We start from the raw sequence: 15,494 nt of genomic DNA on the forward strand, positions 1-15,494 counted from the left end.
CGTCGTAGAGCCGGAGGCTTCCAAACGAGTGTCTGCCGGTGTCGCGCCTCCCGGCCGCGCGACACCGGGGGTGGCGCATCCGGCCAGCAAGATGCCGGTCACGGCCAGGGCCGCCGTCGCCATTCCTTTGCGCGCCATCACTTGACACGTCCGGAGCTGCGGTGAGTTGAAGATTCGCCTGTCATGTTGCAATTCTGCGCGATCCCTACTTCGTTAAGGCGTCCAAGCTGCTTGTCAGTGATGTTTACAACATCAGCACCGCTGGAAACGGGCCAGCATTCGCTGTGGCTGCCACAGTAGAAAGCCCATGCGGGCAAGTAGGACACCGACGTCTGGACCCACGGTTACGGAGATCCAGTGGGCAGCGTCAGATGCCCGCTCCCGGCCAGCGGCCTACAGTGCCGACCAGCCGCCGTCGGACGCCAGGATGGCGCCGTTGATGTTGGTGCCGTCATCGCTCAGCAGGAAGGTGATGGACGCAGCAAGCTGCGCGGCGGTGGCGACGGCGGGGACGGTGGCCTGCATGATCGGACCCAGACGCTCGGCGGCCGTTTTCGACCCCCAGTTCGCCACGATGCCGGTCATGGTGGGGCCCGGTGCCACAGCGTTGAACCTCAGGCCTTGCGGCCCATAAATCACTGCCGAGTTTTTGGTCAGGCCGACGACGGCGTGCTTGGACGCCGTGTACGCGGCACCGGCGGCGGACCCGCGCAGGCCCGCTTCGGAAGCGACATTGACCACCGATCCCGCTCCGGCTTGCAGCATCAGCGGAACCACCGCACGGGTGAGGCGCATGAGTGCGGTGACATTGATGCGGAAGACGTTGTCCCACATGTCGTCGTGGATCTCGTGGATGGGAGCGAAGTTGTCCATGATGCCCGCCACGTTGGCAAGGGCGTCAACCCTGCCGCCCGCCGCGGCAACCACGGCAGCCACCGTCTCTTCCGCGCTGATGTCTCCGGCCACGGGAACGATATCCAGGCCGCTGTTGTCGGCAACCAGGTCATCCAGCCGCTCCTTGCTGATATCGGCCGCGATCACCCGGCCGCCCTCCTTCGCGATGCGCAGGGCCGTAGCCTGGCCGATGCCCGAAGCTGCGCCGGTAACGATGACCGTCTTGCCGGTGAAGCGGCCCTCGGTGGCCACTTCCTGCCATGACGTGTTGCTCATGCTGTGCTCCCGAACGTAGTGGTGTTGATGCCTTCCAGCTTATGACACTCTGTGTCATTATGGAAGAGTGAATACTGGACGGATGCGAACTGAAGAGTCCACGGCTGCCGGGTCCCGCTCCACCGGACGGCCCGCCACCATCGATCCGGACGCGGTAGCCGCGGTGGCACTGCGGCTGTTCAGCCACCAGGGGTACGAGAACACGTCCATGGAGGACGTCGCCCGGGAAGCGGGCATCGGACGCAAGAGCCTGTACCGGTACTTCTCCACCAAGGCGGACCTGGTGTGGGGCGGGATGGAACCGGTCATTGAGGCCGTGACCCAGGAGTGGGACGTGTCCCCGGCCAGGCAGAGTTCCGACGGCGGCGTCCTGGCTGGGCTCCGGGCCGCCGCCGTCGCTGGGGTCACCACCCTCCCGGATCTTGCAGTGACCCGCGGGCGGCTGCGCCTCATCGCCGAGCACCCCGATCTGTCCAGCCGGAGCTACGAATTCCTGGCGCCGCAGCGGGAGCGCGCACGCCTCCATCTCGTGTCGCTGGGGCTTGGAGAGGATACGGCCCGCTACCTGTGCGCAGCGTTTCTGGGTGCGACGTTTGAGGCGTGGCTGCTGTGGGCGGCCGGCGAAGACGCCGATCCTGCGCCCTACCTCGCCGCGGCTATGGGGGTGCTTAGGGTCCCGGAAGCGGACTGAGGTTGGCTCTACAAAGATCAGGCGCCTTTCCCGTGGGGCAAAGGCACCAACCTGGCAAGCCCCGGGTACAGGGTGACAACGCCGTGCTGGTCGGTAGTCAGCTCTGCCGTGAAGTCCCGGCTCTCCGAGCTGAAGCGGACCGTGCCTGCTGAGGCGGGTGAGCTGCTGTATCTCTGCCTGCTGGGGAACACCCTGAGGCTGGGAACTTCCACCCAAGCCATGGTCAGCAATGACTCCCCTTCGGAAGATCCCGGACCCACCGCTCGCTGACCCAGCAAATTCAGCCGCCGGATGGGCATGGTGTTGGTCATGGGGCACAGGCCGAGGTCACAATCCAGTGAATCGCGGAGCTCGTCGGGGTTATCGATACCCGGCGGCGGCATGGCTGCAACTGCGTGCCCATCACCTCCCGACGCACCGCTTCCGGAAGCGGACGCGTGTGAACTCCAGACGCCGCCCTCACTGCGTTCAAGTTCGAGCTGGCGGCTCCAGCCGTGGCCGTGAACCGTGGCCGCCAGCCTCCGAGTGACCCACTGAGCCCCGGTTTCCAGGACCCAGCTCAGCGCGTACCAGTCGGTGCGGGACGTCCCGTGTGCCCGGAGCCTGTCCCGTCCAAAAAGGACGGCGGCTGTATCCAAGCGGCCCGGGTCATCCTCGCCCTGCCAGGCATAGTCACTGAAGACCTCGTTGCCCGCATCCGGCTCTGGCCGCGGGGGCATAGCGCCTTGCACGGCCTGCTCACCGCAGGCTAACTGCCTGCAGTGTCCGGGTCTGCAGCGTCCGGGTCCTCTTCGGGCTCAAACGTGTTGGGCTCCCCCGTGGCACCCAGGCCCACGCCCTTATCTCCGCCGGGGATCCCGCCGTCGGCGTTTTGGTCCCCATCCTTACCGGCAGGGGTTCCGCCGTCCGCTGGCTTTAGCTGCTGATCGTCGTCGGGCATTTCGTCGTCGGGCAATGAATCTGGTGAATTGATTGTCATGGCTCCTCCTTGACGGGTGGCAACCACGGTATCAGCGCCGGCAAGCATGCAGAATAGCGGAAGGGAAATCTCTTAACCCGATACTTCTAGCCCGAAGGAAAGCATGGAATACAGGATTCTCGGCCGTACCGGACTCTCCGTCTCCACAGTCTGCGTTGGGACAAGCTCGCTGGGCAGCCACCCTGCCCCTCGCGGCACCGACACCGCCGTGGCCACCATCCGCCGGGTTTTTGAGGGTCCCTTCAATTTCATCGACACGTCCAACGAGTACGGGAACGGCGGCAACAGCGAACGCAGGATCGGCCAGGCCATTGCCGAAGCCGGTGGGCTGCCCGAAGGGGTTGTCATCGCCACCAAAGTGGATCCCGTCGTGGGAACCCGCGACTTCTCGGGCGACCGCGTCCGCCGCTCCGTGGAGGAAAGCCTGGAACGCCTGGGCCTGGACCGCCTCCAGCTGGTGTACCTGCACGACCCCGAGAAAATCACGTTCGAAGAAGGTACCGCGGCCGGCGGCCCCCTGGAAGCACTGACCGAACTCAGGGACCAGGGCGTGATCGGAAACATCGGCGTAGCTGGCGGCCCGATTGACCTGGAGCTGAAGTACCTGGCCACGGACATGTTCGACGTCGTCATCAGCCACAACAGGTACACGCTGGTGGACCGGACTGCCGAACCGCTGATCCAGGACGCGATGGAACGCGGCGTCGCCTTTGTCAACGCCGCCCCCTTTGGCGGCGGGATGCTTGTCAAGGGGCCCGACGCCGAACCCAACTACTGCTACCGCCCCGCGAGCCAGGCTACTATCAGCCGCGTCCGGAAGATGGAGGCGATCTGCGCCGAGCACTCGGTGCCGCTGGCTGCCGCCGCGCTGCAGTTCTCCACCCGGGACCGGCGCATCACGTCCACGATTGTTGGGATGTCCGAACCCGCGCGTGTTGACCAGACCCTCCAACTGGCCGAATGGGATATCCCCGCCGAGGCCTGGGCCCGGATCCTGCCGCTCGCCGCGGCCGGGACCGGCGAACTCGACTAGCCAAAACGCGGGCCGGCTATGCTGCCCCGGCTGTGCCTGGAGCCTGTGGCCGCCCCGCTGCCTTAACGATGATTTCCAGGCCGGCAGGGGTTCCGGGCCAGTGCCGGCTCAGCGCCTCCGGTCCCGCACGCCGGAGGACTGAACGCAGCACCATGGCAACAATAATGGCGTCATCGGCATAGCCAATCACCGGGATGAAGTCCGGAACCAGGTCAAGGGGAGACAGCAGATACGCCAGGAGGAGCACCAGCCGGACCCGAATCCCCAGGGCCAGGGTGCGGTCAGCAGCGAGCCGGCGGATCAGGCGCAGCAGGTCCGGGAGCATCCGCAGCGCATCCTTCGGGGTGACAGTCTCCGGGTGCCTGCGCGCGTAAAGCCACAACAAAAACAGCAGGACGGCGTATGCCAGCAGGATGCCGGCAACCACCCCGGCAACGCTCTCCCACAACATGTCGCCTCCGCTTCCCGGCGCCCTGGTTTCAAGGCCCCGTCCTGAGGGTACAGGCCCTGCATGCGGACCTTTCGCCTGGCACGGGAAGATGAGGCGAATGGTGGGAACAAGTATCGTAAAAAGTGCGAAGGCTGGATCTTTCCCGGAGGTATCCCATGGCCGAACCAGCACCGTCCAAGGACGAACAACAGGATGGCGGTTCCGCCCCGCCCGCGGCCGCCGACGGCAAGACGCCGTGGCGGACCGAAGGGTTGCCTGCCCGCCAGTCACAGCCTGAAAAACGCTTCGGCGGGTGGAAGCGCACGCTGGTGTTTGTCCTGCTCTACCTTGCCTTCTTCGCTGTGCTGTCCCTCCAGGACCGGCAAAACCAGCCACTGTCCATCGCCTATACCGAGTTCAAGGAAGAGGTCCGGGACAACAACATTTCGGAAGTTTTCGCGCGCGGTCAGACCATTGAGGGGAGCCTCCGGTCCGAAAGGCCAGTGCCCGACGGCGGCGGGGCCAACTACAGCCAGTTCACCACCGAGCGTCCCCTGTTCGCCGACGACAGCCTGCTGACCGAACTGGAGCAGAACGATGTCACGGTGCGGGCCACGCCCCTGGTTGATGAACGGGGTGTCCTGACCAACCTGCTCATCGCCGTCGCCCCCATTGCCCTCCTGGTGGCGTTCTATCTCTGGCTCTTCAAGAAACAGTCCGGACTGCTCGGCGGCCTGGGCGGATTCGGGGCAGGCAAGAAGTTCCAGCCCGTGGACCCGGAGAAGGTGAGGGTCACCTTCAAGGACGTGGCCGGGATCGACGAAGTGGAAGCCGAAATTTCAGAAGTGGTTGACTTCCTCAAACAACCGCAGAGATACCGGGACCTGGGTGCCAAACCACCCAAGGGGGTCCTTCTCAGCGGCCCGCCGGGAACCGGCAAGACGCTGCTCGCGCGTGCCACTGCGGGAGAAGCCGGCGTCCCCTTCTTCCATGCAAGCTCCTCTGAGTTCGTCGAAATGGTGGTGGGCGTGGGAGCCAGCCGCGTCCGGGAGCTGTTCCAGGCCGCCCGGGAGGCGGCGCCGTCCATCATCTTCATCGACGAAATCGACACCATCGGACGCAAGCGGGGCGGTTCGCTGTCAGTGGGCGGGCATGATGAGCGCGAGCAGACGCTGAACCAGATCCTGACCGAAATGGACGGCTTCTCCTCATCGGAGGGCATTGTTGTCCTGGCCGCCACGAACCGGCCGGATGTCCTGGATCCCGCACTCCTGAGGCCTGGCCGGTTTGACCGTTCCATCACAGTCCATGCCCCGGACCAGGCCGGCCGAGCGCAGATTCTCCGGGTGCATTCCGGCAACGTCAAACTTGGCCCGGACGCCGATTTGGAAGCGATCAGCCGGATCACGCCAGGCATGACGGGGGCTGAACTGGCGAACCTCGTCAATGAGGCAGCACTCCTGGCAGTCAAGCGTTCCCGGTCAGCCGTCAGCCAACGGGATCTCCTGGACGCCCTGGAAAAGGTCCAGCTGGGAACCGTGAGGAACGTTGTGATGCCGGCCGAGGAGCGCAGGCGGACGGCGTACCACGAATCAGGGCACGCGCTCCTGGGCATGCTGGAACCCGGCGCCGATCCGGTCCGGAAGATTTCCATCATTCCGCGGGGCCGTGCGCTGGGGGTGACCCTCTCCACGCCCGACACGGACCGGTACGGCTACGACGAGAACTACCTCAGGGGGCGGATCGCCGGAGCCCTGGGCGGCATGGTGGCTGAGGAACTGGTGTTTGGCCTGGTTACCACCGGTGCCGAAAGCGACCTCCAGACCAGCACCCACCTCGCCCGGATGATGGTGGGCCGTTGGGGCATGTCCGAACGAATCGGGCCGGTGCAGGTCCTGCCCGAAGAAGGTGACCCGCGGGCTGCCGGCGTGTCCGAAGGCATGCTGGACGCGGTGGCCGAGGAGGTCAGGGCCCTGGTGGAGCAATGCCACCAACGGGCACGGACCCTTCTGCAGGAAAACCGCTGGCGGCTCGACTCCCTGGCACAACGGCTGCTGGAGAAGGAAACCCTGGATGAGCCCGAGATCTACGAGGCGGCAGGCCTCCAACACCCTCCGGCGAATGCCGACACCGACGCCGCTGGTGCCGGTGCTGGTGCTGGTGCTGCGGCGCCTTCTGCTGCGGCCGGCACAGTCGCCGAAGGAACCAGCCCCGCACAGCGCTTTCGGGCAGACCCGGACTGAGGCGGGGCCTTACGGAGCCATCCGGTAGCCCACACCCCGGACCGTTTCCACCCAGCGGGGGTCGCGTGAATTGTCGCCCAGGCGCTTGCGCAGATTTCCCAAATGGACCTCGACGGCGCGCTCCTCGCCGGTGCTTACATAGGAGCCGGTGTTGTAGGGCTCGTTCCTCAGCCGGCGGACCAGGTCAGCCTTGGTCTGCACCACCCGTCCGTTTTCCATCAGGACCAGGAGCAGGTCGAACTGGGTCCGGGTCAGATCCAGCGGCCGGCCATCAATGGCAGCCATGCGCGATCCCTCGTGCAGGGTCAATCCCTTATGTTCGAAGTCGCAGCGGATGATTGTTCCCTGACGCTCGGCAACGTGGCCGGCAGGAGAGACAGGGGACGACGGCGGCGGCGCCGGCCGCTGATGTCCGGATGGGTACCCGTTCCCCTGTTGCGGTGTTGAGGTGGTTTCTGTTGCCCTTGCACTTAGGGCCCGGGGCCGCCGGAGCATTGCCGCGATCCTGGCCCTGAGCTCCCGCGGCCTGAACGGCTTGGTGAGGTAGTCGTCGGCTCCGGCCTCGAACCCCATCAGGGCATCCGCTTCCTCCACCCTGCCCGAGACGATGATGAGGTAGGCATCGCTGAAGGTACGGATCCGGCGCGATGCCTCAATGCCGTCAAAGTCCGGCAGGCCAACGTCCATGGTGACGACCACCGGGTTGTGCTCCCGGACCGCCTCCACGCCCTCGATACCGGAAACCGTCGCATGCACAGCGAAACCTGACTGCTGCAGCACCTCCGTCAGAGATGTCCTGACGTCGTCGTCGTCCTCCACTACAACAGCAATACCCCGCTCAACCATCTACTCCCCCACTAGTCCGTTAGATTCCTGTGCACGCCGGAGATTGCAGGCTGCTCACCCCAGGGCGGCGCCGCCAAAATCGTGCGTTTAGTCATATCGGCGCTTCAGCAGTCCGCATCGGCACTACATCACGCTATTTCATGTTGTATTCGGATTCATAAACCGAATGGATGGGTATTGCAGTAACTCAACCCTGAAGACTGAACATGAGCCTACAGACCGAAATCGCTCCTTTACGCAAATTTCCCTTACTTTGAGTCATTCTTGAGGATGGGAAAAAATTGCGTCTTTCTTGAGGATATTTGGGACTCAATTTCACCCCACTGAAGCTATTGCGTTGTGGGTCAGATGTGGCCCATGATCAAGGAGCGCTCAATGGGGCGCGAAGCTGCTCACTGGGGAGCAACAGGTAAGGGGCGTTACATGGCTTCTTTTCGGTTTTCCGTTCCGGATCATTCCCGCTGGCTGAAACTGCTGGCGATGTTCACTGCGGCCGGGCTGGCGATGCTGGTGTCTGTCCCGCCGGCTTCCGCGGCAGACACCACTCCGATGGATCCAAATCCCGGTCCGGCTGGAAACTTCGCTTGGAAAGGCTTCAACTGGGAGAAGCGTTTCTGGGGTGGAGCTCCGCAGTACAACAAGGCTTTTGCTGCCGGGAACGTCAGCAACCCGGATGCCAACGGTTACGTCACCATGACCCTGACAAATCCCACCCGGGAAGCTCCGGTGGGAGCGGAGTTCCAGTCCACCAGGCAAGGGTTTGGGTACGGGACCTACTCAACCACTGTGGAGAAGAACTTGAGCCTGCTGCAGAAGGAAGTGGTGTGGGGGTGCCTGTTCACCTACGATCCCTTGGCCGCACCGGGTTTCAACGAGATCGACCTGTGTGAGGCGTCCGCCTGGGGCGGCGGGGCTGCGTACGGCGAGTCGTGGCCCGTCACGCAGGGCCACGGATACTGGTTTGATGCAAGCAAGCCACCGGGGCAGGGAAACAACACCATAGTTTTTGATGTCACTGCAAGTCCCGTCACCACGCACAGGATGGTCTGGGAACCCGGGAAGCTGACGTTTGAAACCTACGCCGGCGCTGGCTTTGTGGGCACGCTGCTCAAGCGCACCGTCCTGGAAGGCGCTACCGTTCCCGTCCCGGCCAAGGAACAGATCCACTTCAACCTGTGGGTCACCGGTGGAGGCGGCGGGGATCCTGCCCATGTGAAGCCGGAAACCGTTGTGATCCGTGACTTCTCCTTCACCGCTGCGTCCACTGCGCCGGCTCCGGCGCCTGTCCCGGCCATCAAGCTCACCGCCGCCACCACCAAGTCGAAGGGGGTTAACACCACCACCCTGAAGTGGGCCGGCGCCGTGGGAACCAACGTCACCCTCTGGATCAACGGCCTGCCCCGGACGGTGGCCAACACAGGCAGCTATGTGAACAAGTTCAAGGGCGGGAGCACCACCTCATACAAGGTCTGCGATGCCGGCGGATGCTCAAACCCCGTCAGTGTGGTGACCTAGCATCCCGCTTGCACCCGCTTGCGCACAATGCAGGGCGGCCAACTGGCCGCCCTGCATTGTGCTGTTACCCCTGACGGGGTTTCAACGCGTGTTGCTGGCTAGGACTTTGCCCCACGGACGGGAACGATCCTCTTGACGGCCATTCCGAGGGCCACCAGGGCAAACGCGGCGAGGGCGAACCAGAAGAGGTCGCCGGCCCCCGTCATGGCGAGCGTTCCAGAACCTACTCCGGCTGCGGCCGGGGCTGCTGGGTTGTCATACATAAGTGTTACCAGGCTTTCTTGTTGTTAAGGGCTGCATCTGCATACGCCTTCGCGTGGACCACCTGCAGGAACAGGTCGATCACCAGCTCGTACATGGTGGCGGCCCCGAGCATGTATTTCCATCCCCGCAGCCGCACCGTCACCACACGTTCGATCACGAAGACACCGGTCACGGCAAGCCAGAATGGCTGGATGTGCAGCCCTGCCCCCGTGCCCAGTGCAAACGCCACCGTGCCGAAATAGGCAAGTGTCACCAGCACTCCAACCACGGCCAGTGCCTGCCTTCCCCAATAGGGACGGGTGACCCGCGTCCATCCGTACTGGACGCAGTTCTCCACGGCTCCACGTTTCCACCGAAGCCGCTGGGCCCAGAGCTCCCGCCAGGACGGCATGACCTCTGTGACCAGAGTGCAGTCAGCCGGCGACTTGATCCGGTAATGGAGGGTGAGCAGGGCGAAGGAGAGCTCGTTGTCCTCTGTCAGGACGGACGTGTCGTATACCCCACCGCGTCCGTTGCCGGGAGGCAGGGAACCGTCCAGGCGGGCTGCCACAACGTCCCGAAGGGTCCGCGCCCGGAACAGCGCCGCAGTGCCCGTAACCACCAGGCATTTCCCCTTAAGCCGCTTGACGTCGCGGGCGTACCTGGCATATTCGTTCCGTTGCAGGTGGCCAACGAATCCTCCGCCGCTTCCCCCGCTGAACACCCCTCCAACCGCACCAAGCCGCGAATCCGCCTGCAGGTGAGCCACTGCCCGTTCGATGAAGTCAGCGGACAGTTGGGAGTCGGCGTCCTGGATAAGGATCAAGTCCTCGGGCGCAGCGTCCGGAAGCAGCCTGCTGAGGACAAAGTTGAGTGCTCCGGCCTTCTTGTCCACGTTCCCCTCCGTCGGGACAACCTCAGCTCCCTGGGCAAGTGCCAGCTGCTGCGTAGCGTCTGTGCAATTATCTGCGACGACAATCACCCTGCCCGGCGGAAGAGTTTGATCTTTAAGTGACTGGAGCGTTGCGGTGATTCCTGCGGCCTCGTTGTGGGCCGGAATGAGGACTGTAATCACCGGAGCGTTATACCGGGCTGCGTTTTCACAAAACCTGGGGATTTCCAGGCATCAGCCCGGTTTACCGCATCACAATGTGACCTGTCACTCATTATTCGCAATCCCTGCCCGAAGTTATCAAATATCTACTGACTTTGACTATTCCAAGGGGAACGCAAACCATAAGCACAAAAAAGGAAGGGATAGAACAAGGTTTCATAAAGAAGAGCGCACCCCGTAGGAGGCTCAACACGGAAACCTTGAGTTACAGCAGAAGGCCTTGAGCTTCCGCTGCGCCTGAGGTCAGATCTTCGGGGTGGCCAGCGGGCCCCACGGCGCGAACGAACACTTGAGGCCCCAGCCGGCGGCCTCCGCCAGGCGCGAACGAACACTTGAGGCCACAGCCGGCGGCATGGCACCCTCGTGGCGTTGGCCGGGTTTTACAGTCCTGGCGGCGTGGCCAGTGGGCCTCCGCCGTCGCGCAGGACAAGCCGGGAGGGAAGAAGGACATGCTCGGGCGTGCGTTGCTGGCTCGATGGGCCGTCGAGGATGGAGCGCATGATGTCCACAACCGTGCCCGCCGCCTCTTCGATCGGCTGGGCGATACTGCTCATTCCCACCGCGGCGGCGACAGGAGTGTCGTCGAAGCCGATCACTGCCGGGACCTTGTCCGGGAAGGCGGCCCGTAGCTGTTCCGAGGCACCGAGTGCCAGGGAATCACTGGCACAGACTATTGCTGTGGCGCCGTTGGCCAGCAAGGTAAGCGCTCCTGCTGCACCTTCCCGGATACTGTCCGGGACGCCCACTGACAAAAGATCCAGTTCGTGTGGCCCCAAGTGGGGGGACAATGCAGTTTTCCAGCCTTCCCTCCGGTCCCGTCCCAGGTCATACCCGGCGGGGCGTTCCCTTGCTGGCCTGTCACTGTCCGGCCAGCCGAGAAAGCCGATGCGGCGATGGCCCTGATCGAGCAGATATCGTGTTGCTTCCACGGTCCCGGCCTGGCCATCGACATCCACCCAGGCGTGGGGGCATGCGTCATTGTCAGCGCTCCAGGGTCGCCCGAACGTGACAAACGGGACTTCCCGATCCATGAGCCAGCGCGTCCGGGGATCATCCTGACGCGTGTCGGCGAGGATAAATCCGTCAAGGTCGGATGTCTCCAGGAGCTCCCCGTAGGCTTCGATTTCAGCGTCGTCGTGCGGGACGGCAAAGACCGTAACCCGGTAGCCGTGCTGTTGAAGGCTCGCAGTGAGGGAGTGGAGGAACCGGTCCATGATGGCACCGTTGATGCCGTCCGCTGAGGGAAAGAGCCGGTAACCAAGGTTTCGGGACCGGCGGGTGCGCAGTTGCCGTGCGGCAATGTTCGGTCGGTATCCGGAAGCGGCGATGAGCTCCGTCACCCGTTCCAGCGTGGGGGGACTGACGCGCTCGGGGGCGTTGATGGCATTCGAAATGGTTTGCCTGGAAACACCAAGTTGCTGCGCCAGGCTCGCCAGGGTTGGCCGGGAACCCATCTGACCTCTGCTTCCCTGCTGGTAACTGAAATTTCCAAGGCTCTTCTTGAACGTTCAAGGCCTGTGCTCCACCAGTGTAGGACAACAGCGCCGTCGTCGGGAGGCTTTGGACTGGAGTCGGGATGGCGCACTCCAGTCCAAAGCAGTGTTCCCTAGGTAGACCGCGCGCTCACTCCTTCAACGCTCCGGCTGTGCTGTTCATGATCCTTTTCTGGAAGATGAAAAACACTATGGCCACCGGGATGGTCATGATGGCTGCTGCCGCCAGTTTGAGCGGATATTGCGTTCCGGCACTGAGCTGGCCGGACGAGAGCTGGGCCACACCCTTGGTAAGAGTGACAAGCTCAGGACTTTGGGCGGCAATGATGAAGTGGCTCAGCTCGTTCCAGGAACCTTGAAACGAGAGAATGACGATGGTCATCACTGCCGGCATGGACATAGGCAGGACGACGGACCAGAAAGTGCGGAAGGTCCCTGCGCCGTCGATTCTGGCTTGTTCCTCGACGCTTGCCGGGATGGACTCGAAGAAGTTCTTCATAATGAACACGCCGGCCGCATCTGCCATGAGCGGGATGATCATTCCCGCGTAGGAGTCGTAAAGTCCCAACTGGTTGATCACCAGGAACTTGGGAATCAAGAGAACGACCCCGGGGACGGCCATAACAGCCACGACTCCCGCGAAAATAACGGACCTTCCACGGAAGGGGATCCGGGCCAGGGCATAGCCCGCAAGCAGATCGAAGAACACCCGCCCGCAGGTGACGAAGACCGTGACCACCACGGAGTTCCCGAACCACAATGGAAAATCCGAATTGAGGAAAAGCTTCTCGTAGGCCAATGTGGACCAGGTTGCCGGAAACAGCGACAGGGGATCGCTCGCGGCGTCGGGTTCGGTCTTGAATGAGGTGGCGAGGTTGATGAGGAACGGAAATATATAGACCACGGCCAGTGAAATGAGGACCAGGTAGGCCAGCCAAATAAATTTCCCCTGGCGTTTCCGGCGGGTCTTGCCCGGCGCTGGGGATGCCGGGGCGGCGGTTTCCGGCGTATCGGCTATCAGCGCAGTCACTGTGCTCTCCCTCGGCTCGGTTTTGGATTCATTCGTTTGCGGCGGGGCACGGATTCACGTTCTCGCAGTATCAGGCGCTGGATGACGGTGAAGACGATGATGATGGCGAACAGCAGGAATGCGATGGCTGCGCCTTGCCCCCATTGTTGATTGTTAAAGGCGGTGCTGAAGGAAAGGTAGGCGGGGGTGAGGGTGGTCTTTGCGGGTCCGCCCTGTGTGCCTGTGTAGATCTGGTCGAACACCTGCCACGAGCCGATCAGACCGAGGGTGATCACGGTGAAGAGCGTGGGACGGAGCATGGGAAGGGTTACGTACCAGAAGCGCTGCCAGGCGCCGGCGCCGTCGAGCATTGCCGCTTCTTCAAGTTCGCCCTGCAGGTTCTGCAGAGCGGCGATAAAGAGCAGCATGAACGTCCCGGAGGTTGTGAATATCGCCATGAGGATGAAGGCGGACATGGCCACGGAAGGCCCGGAAAGCCAGTCCCACCAGCTCACCCCCATGAGTGTTCCGGACGCCAACGCCGCGGGCGGTTCGCCGATGCCAACCGACTGCGCCAGGAGATGGATGATCCCGGTAGGTTCCTGGAACCAGTTAGGGCCGCTAATCCCCAGCAGTGACAGGAATTTGTTCACAGCTCCTGTGGCATTGAACAGGAACAGCCATAGGACCGTGATGGCCACTGAGCTGGTGACGGAGGGGAAGTAGAAGGCGGTCCGGAAGAAGCCCTTTCCCTTCAGAATCCTGCTGTTAACGAGTACCGCCAAGAAGAGGGATGCTATGGTCTGCAGCGGAACAACCAGCACAACGTAGTACAGGTTGTTCCGCAGTGCGGTACCGAAGTCCCTTTCGGCCAGGCCGCCGCCCGAGATAACCGCTTCGAAGTTCTCTGCTCCCACGAAGTGTGTGCCGCCGGAGAACGGGCTCCCCCTTCCCGTCCAGTCCGAGATGCTGACCCAGGCTGCCATGATGACAGGCAGGACCAGGAAGAGGCCGAGGATGATCAGCACGGGAGCCGTGAAGAGCCACCCGGTGGCGTTCTGGTTGCCCTTAGTCCCGCTTCTGCGGGTTCCGGTTCCGCGGGTACTGCGTGTCAGGGTGCTCACTTTGACAACGTCGCCGTCATTTCGGTCTGGATGGAATCCAGGATGGCTTTCGGATCTGAGGTCTGCAGCGTTGCCAGTTTCGCGTTGAAGTCCTTGAGTACGTCAGCTGCGCCGGGCTGGGACGGGAGGGTCTGGGCATACTCGACGCCGGCAATGGAGGCTTCCTGTTCGGGGAACTCCTTCTTGAACTCGCTCTCGGCAGAAACGACCGAGGGCATGACGCCAAAGGCCTTCGCGAAGGTCATCTGGGTCTGGGTGCCGGTCAGCTGCTCAACCAGGGCCTTTGCTGCGGGCTTGTTCTTGCTGTCAGCTGCGATTCCCCAGCAGTTGGTGAACTGCAGGGTGCCCTTGCCCTTGGGGCCTGCCGGAAGCTCTACCGTGCGGTACTTGATGGACGGGAAGTCCTTGGACAGGGCTCCTGCTATCCAGTTCCCTTCGATCGTCATAGCCGAAAGCTGTTTGCCGAAGGCCTCGCCTCCCCAGCCGGCGCCCAGGTCAGAGGAGTACTTTGCCACGCCATCGGTGAGCATCTTCTTGACGAAGGTGAGTGCCTTCACGTTCTCGGCGCTGTTGACGGTGGCTGTTTTGCCGTCGGAGCTGAGCAGGGACCCGCCTGCCTGGGGGAAGAAGGCACCGACGCGTGCGACTTCAGGGCCGAAGGACAGGCCGACGGCGTTGCCGGAGGTCAGCTTTTTGGCCGTGGCTTCGAGTTCGTCCCAGGTGGTGGGAATATCGGCATCGGTCAGACCTGCCGCCTGCCACAGGTCAATGTTGATGACAAGGGACAGCGTGGAGGAATCCTTGGGTGCGCAGTAGAACTTCCCGTCATAGGTGAAGGCTTTGGTCAGGCTTGGCTGGAAGTCAGCCTTGTTGGCCAGGGAGTCAGCGTAGGGCTCAAGGGAACCGTTGGAGGCGTAGCCGCTGAGCTGGTCAGGGGACAGGTAGAAAACGTCGGCAGGCTTTCCTGAAGCGAAGCCCTGACTGAGCTGCTGGATCAGATCTGAGGCTACGTTCACGGAGGCTTCGGTACCGGATGTCTTGGACCAGTCCGCCACGGCAGATTTCACAGCGGTTGCCTCTGCATCGCCGGAAGAGGCGATCAGCACGCTGATCGGTCCCGAGCCCGCATCTGATGATTTAGTGTCCGAGCTGGCAAAACCGGAACCGCAGGCGCTCAGGCCAAGGGCGCCGGTGACGCAAATGGTGATCGCTGCTGCGAGGCGGGAGGCGCGTGGTGTTTTCATTCGTGGGGATCCTCTGCTTCATTGGAAGGCGTCCGTCAATGGGCGCGCTGAAAGTGACGTGCGTGTTCATTGGAGTTGGTCAGTCCGCCTACGGTGAGCGGGCTGCCCAAGGTGCCTCCGCCGTCGGGCAGTGAACACCGCGATGAGAAGGAGCGGTGAACCGGGGCCATCAGGTCAAGGGGCTTTTGATCGATCAACTTTTGCTGTAAAACTGTATTTGAACGATCAAACGGGTGTTTCACAATGATGGTTGTGAGTTCTGCCACTGTCAAGGCCTGAGAGATCAACAATCAGTGAGCCTGGAATCTGCGCCCACTTTGACCAGCGAATATCCACCTCGCACCCGTAGTACGTCCCGAG

At 62.8% G+C, this 15,494-nt stretch carries 15 protein-coding genes; 4 read left to right on the forward strand and 11 right to left on the reverse strand.

From position 1 onward, the window contains the following. Positions 1-393: 393 nt before the first annotated feature. Positions 394-1,170: an SDR family NAD(P)-dependent oxidoreductase gene (locus M1E17_RS20845; RefSeq protein ID WP_457963849.1), complete on the reverse strand. Its 777-nt coding sequence runs from the start codon at positions 1,168-1,170 to the stop codon at positions 394-396. Between the two features lie 82 nt (positions 1,171-1,252). On the opposite strand from M1E17_RS20845, the gene M1E17_RS20850 reads away from it, so the two are divergent. After that, positions 1,253-1,861, forward strand: a complete 609-nt coding sequence (locus M1E17_RS20850; RefSeq protein WP_457963851.1) for a TetR family transcriptional regulator — start codon at positions 1,253-1,255, stop codon at positions 1,859-1,861. A 17-nt stretch (positions 1,862-1,878) separates the two neighbouring features. Here M1E17_RS20850 and M1E17_RS20855 read toward each other — a convergent pair whose 3' ends face one another. Then, the gene (locus M1E17_RS20855) at positions 1,879-2,580 is read right to left on the reverse strand and encodes a putative glycolipid-binding domain-containing protein (RefSeq protein ID WP_457963853.1); all 702 of its coding nucleotides are present in this window, start codon (positions 2,578-2,580) and stop codon (positions 1,879-1,881) included. Positions 2,581-2,609: 29 nt separating this feature from the next. Next, positions 2,610-2,840 (reverse strand): hypothetical protein, encoded by a 231-nt coding sequence (locus tag M1E17_RS20860; RefSeq protein ID WP_457963854.1) that lies wholly within the window; start codon positions 2,838-2,840, stop codon positions 2,610-2,612. Between the two features lie 103 nt (positions 2,841-2,943). On the opposite strand from M1E17_RS20860, the gene M1E17_RS20865 reads away from it, so the two are divergent. Then, entirely contained in the window at positions 2,944-3,873 is a 930-nt protein-coding gene (locus M1E17_RS20865) for an aldo/keto reductase (protein WP_457963856.1), read from the forward strand. A gap of 16 nt (positions 3,874-3,889) precedes the next feature. Here the strand turns inward: M1E17_RS20865 and M1E17_RS20870 are convergent, their stop codons facing one another. Next, a complete protein-coding gene (locus tag M1E17_RS20870; protein WP_457963857.1) occupies positions 3,890-4,324 on the reverse strand; it encodes a YkvA family protein in 435 nt (144 codons plus the stop codon). A 155-nt stretch (positions 4,325-4,479) separates the two neighbouring features. Here M1E17_RS20870 and ftsH point away from each other — a divergent pair, with 155 nt between their 5' ends. Continuing rightward, complete coding sequence (gene ftsH / locus M1E17_RS20875) at positions 4,480-6,546, forward strand: ATP-dependent zinc metalloprotease FtsH (RefSeq protein WP_457963859.1); 2,067 nt, start codon at positions 4,480-4,482, stop codon at positions 6,544-6,546. A 9-nt stretch (positions 6,547-6,555) separates the two neighbouring features. Here the strand turns inward: ftsH and M1E17_RS20880 are convergent, their stop codons facing one another. Then, positions 6,556-7,392 carry a response regulator transcription factor gene (locus M1E17_RS20880; RefSeq protein WP_457963860.1) on the reverse strand — a complete coding sequence of 279 codons (837 nt, stop codon included), beginning with the start codon at positions 7,390-7,392 and terminating at the stop codon, positions 6,556-6,558. Positions 7,393-7,815: 423 nt separating this feature from the next. On the opposite strand from M1E17_RS20880, the gene M1E17_RS20885 reads away from it, so the two are divergent. After that, positions 7,816-8,907, forward strand: coding sequence for a hypothetical protein (locus M1E17_RS20885; protein WP_457963862.1), 1,092 nt, complete (start codon positions 7,816-7,818; stop codon positions 8,905-8,907). A gap of 98 nt (positions 8,908-9,005) precedes the next feature. On the opposite strand, the gene M1E17_RS20890 is transcribed toward M1E17_RS20885, so the two are convergent. The 6 genes from M1E17_RS20890 to M1E17_RS20915 form a co-directional block, all read right to left on the reverse strand. Further along, positions 9,006-9,170 carry a hypothetical protein gene (locus M1E17_RS20890; protein WP_457963864.1) on the reverse strand — a complete coding sequence of 55 codons (165 nt, stop codon included), beginning with the start codon at positions 9,168-9,170 and terminating at the stop codon, positions 9,006-9,008. A gap of 5 nt (positions 9,171-9,175) precedes the next feature. After that, complete coding sequence (locus M1E17_RS20895; protein WP_457963865.1) at positions 9,176-10,225, reverse strand: glycosyltransferase family 2 protein; 1,050 nt, start codon at positions 10,223-10,225, stop codon at positions 9,176-9,178. A 419-nt stretch (positions 10,226-10,644) separates the two neighbouring features. Next, positions 10,645-11,718 (reverse strand): LacI family DNA-binding transcriptional regulator, encoded by a 1,074-nt coding sequence (locus M1E17_RS20900; RefSeq protein WP_457963867.1) that lies wholly within the window; start codon positions 11,716-11,718, stop codon positions 10,645-10,647. Between the two features lie 169 nt (positions 11,719-11,887). Next, complete coding sequence (locus M1E17_RS20905) at positions 11,888-12,697, reverse strand: carbohydrate ABC transporter permease (RefSeq protein ID WP_457967865.1); 810 nt, start codon at positions 12,695-12,697, stop codon at positions 11,888-11,890. Between the two features lie 86 nt (positions 12,698-12,783). Next, positions 12,784-13,881, reverse strand: coding sequence for a carbohydrate ABC transporter permease (locus M1E17_RS20910; RefSeq protein ID WP_457967867.1), 1,098 nt, complete (start codon positions 13,879-13,881; stop codon positions 12,784-12,786). A 5-nt stretch (positions 13,882-13,886) separates the two neighbouring features. Further along, positions 13,887-15,134: a sugar ABC transporter substrate-binding protein gene (locus M1E17_RS20915; protein ID WP_457963868.1), complete on the reverse strand. Its 1,248-nt coding sequence runs from the start codon at positions 15,132-15,134 to the stop codon at positions 13,887-13,889. Between the last annotated feature and the right edge of the window lie 360 nt (positions 15,135-15,494).

It is taken from the genome of Arthrobacter sp. D1-29, from assembly GCF_054130585.1.

Coding starts and splice junctions, on each gene's coding strand:
- M1E17_RS20845 (WP_457963849.1), bottom strand. CDS start 1,170: ATGAGCAACACGTCATGGCAGGAAGTGGCCACCGAGGGCCGCTTCACC.
- M1E17_RS20850 (WP_457963851.1), top strand. CDS start 1,253: ATGCGAACTGAAGAGTCCACGGCTGCCGGGTCCCGCTCCACCGGACGG.
- M1E17_RS20855 (WP_457963853.1), bottom strand. CDS start 2,580: ATGCCCCCGCGGCCAGAGCCGGATGCGGGCAACGAGGTCTTCAGTGAC.
- M1E17_RS20860 (WP_457963854.1), bottom strand. CDS start 2,840: ATGACAATCAATTCACCAGATTCATTGCCCGACGACGAAATGCCCGAC.
- M1E17_RS20865 (WP_457963856.1), top strand. CDS start 2,944: ATGGAATACAGGATTCTCGGCCGTACCGGACTCTCCGTCTCCACAGTC.
- M1E17_RS20870 (WP_457963857.1), bottom strand. CDS start 4,324: ATGTTGTGGGAGAGCGTTGCCGGGGTGGTTGCCGGCATCCTGCTGGCA.
- ftsH (WP_457963859.1), top strand. CDS start 4,480: ATGGCCGAACCAGCACCGTCCAAGGACGAACAACAGGATGGCGGTTCC.
- M1E17_RS20880 (WP_457963860.1), bottom strand. CDS start 7,392: ATGGTTGAGCGGGGTATTGCTGTTGTAGTGGAGGACGACGACGACGTC.
- M1E17_RS20885 (WP_457963862.1), top strand. CDS start 7,816: ATGGCTTCTTTTCGGTTTTCCGTTCCGGATCATTCCCGCTGGCTGAAA.
- M1E17_RS20890 (WP_457963864.1), bottom strand. CDS start 9,170: ATGTATGACAACCCAGCAGCCCCGGCCGCAGCCGGAGTAGGTTCTGGA.
- M1E17_RS20900 (WP_457963867.1), bottom strand. CDS start 11,718: ATGGGTTCCCGGCCAACCCTGGCGAGCCTGGCGCAGCAACTTGGTGTT.
- M1E17_RS20915 (WP_457963868.1), bottom strand. CDS start 15,134: ATGAAAACACCACGCGCCTCCCGCCTCGCAGCAGCGATCACCATTTGC.